The 1,380-nt window shown below is 64.9% G+C and carries 1 protein-coding gene; it reads right to left on the bottom strand.

Going from position 1 to position 1,380, the window contains the following annotated elements:
• Nucleotides 1-278: 278 nt before the first annotated feature.
• Nucleotides 279-1,380: IS110 family transposase (locus QEH53_RS23745; protein ID WP_309025724.1), on the bottom strand; the 1,102-nt coding region annotated here is incomplete at its 5' end.

Raw genomic sequence — 1,380 nt, 5'->3', positions numbered from 1 at the left:
CCTGCGCTATTTATATAAATAGCTTTTCTTTATATTGAACTATCTCGGGATTGCGAGGGAACGGCCGGACGCGCGGATGATCCTGTTAGATTCGACGATTGCTAGGTTGATATTCGTAGGTCGGAACTACATGTCTTTTTTACGTCGCGGCCAGGGACGCACATTAGGTAGCGGAGGTCGGGCTCGCCCAACGGGCCTCCCGCTCCAATAACGCCTCGCGTGTTGGCCTCGTCGGCGTCGGCCGCTCGCTGGCAATCCCAGAGAGGGAACCGGCCAGCCTAGCTGCCTTCGATGTCCTCGTAGAGATAGTCGCCTTGCCCCACCGACCACACGTAGCCGGCAAGTTCGCGCGCGACGGCGACCTGGGCCTTTTGCATGGGCAGACCCTGGTTGACCAAGGTCCAGTAGCGCGCATGGAGGCGGTTCTGCGCGTGCCATGACATGTCGGTCACCTCCGAGGCGATCCCGACCTGCCGGCGCGTGAGCTCCTTGCTCACCTTGGGAGGCCTCTTGTAGTGGACCGCCGACTCCACTAGGTAGAAGCGGACGTGCGCGTTGCCCGCCTTGGTGATCGCCCCCTTGCGCTCGCGAAGCCCAGAGCTATGCTCGCTGGCGGTGAGCCCGAGGTAGGCCATCAGGGCTCGGGCGCTGGGGAAGCGCCGGATGTCGCCCAGCTCCGCCGCCAGGCAAATGCCCGTCAGCCAGCCGATTCCCCTGAAGGCCATCAGCGAACACGCGAGGGGATCGAGCCGCCACTCCAGGGCCAGCAGCTCGAGCTGCGTCTCCAGGTCCTCGATACGCTCGTTGGCGTGGTCGATCGAGCGGATGTAGCTCTCGAGCGTTCCCTTCTGCCCCGGGTGCTGCAGCGGCTTCTCGCGCAGGTACGCCTTGTGCCTGGGGGTCCAGTCCGAGATCGCCCTGTAGGCGTAGCCGTTTCGCAGCAGGAAGGACTTGAGCCTTTGCTTGCCCCGCCTCTGGTCCTGCTTGGCGTCGAAGCGAGCCCTGCAAAGGTCGCGGATGGACTCGTCGACCGCGTCCGGGACGTGGATGGGGTCGAGGTCGCCGGCGCGGTGCGCCTTGGCGATCAGCTCCGCGTCGCGGCGGTCCGTCTTCACCCGATCCCCGGCCTTCTTGGGAACGTGGGAGGCGGAGGCCACGATGCATTCCTCGCCCCAGGCAGCCAGCCGTCGCTGCAGGGCGAAGCCCGTGCGGCCCGATTCGTAGGCGAAGCTCAGATGGGCTTCCCTGCGACGGAGCCGCTCCAGAACCTTCCGCATCGAGTCGAACCCGCTGGAGAAGGTTCCCAGGCGCTCCACCTTGCCTTCCCGGCCCCCGTGCGCCAGGGCGATTACGGTCGTTTCCTTATGGACATCCATGCCT

Source organism: Pelagicoccus sp. SDUM812002, assembly GCF_031127835.1.
Classification (GTDB): Bacteria; Verrucomicrobiota; Verrucomicrobiia; order Opitutales; family Opitutaceae; genus Pelagicoccus.
Note: the sequence above shows the minus strand (reverse complement) of the source record. Positions and strands in the feature narration are given on the sequence as shown.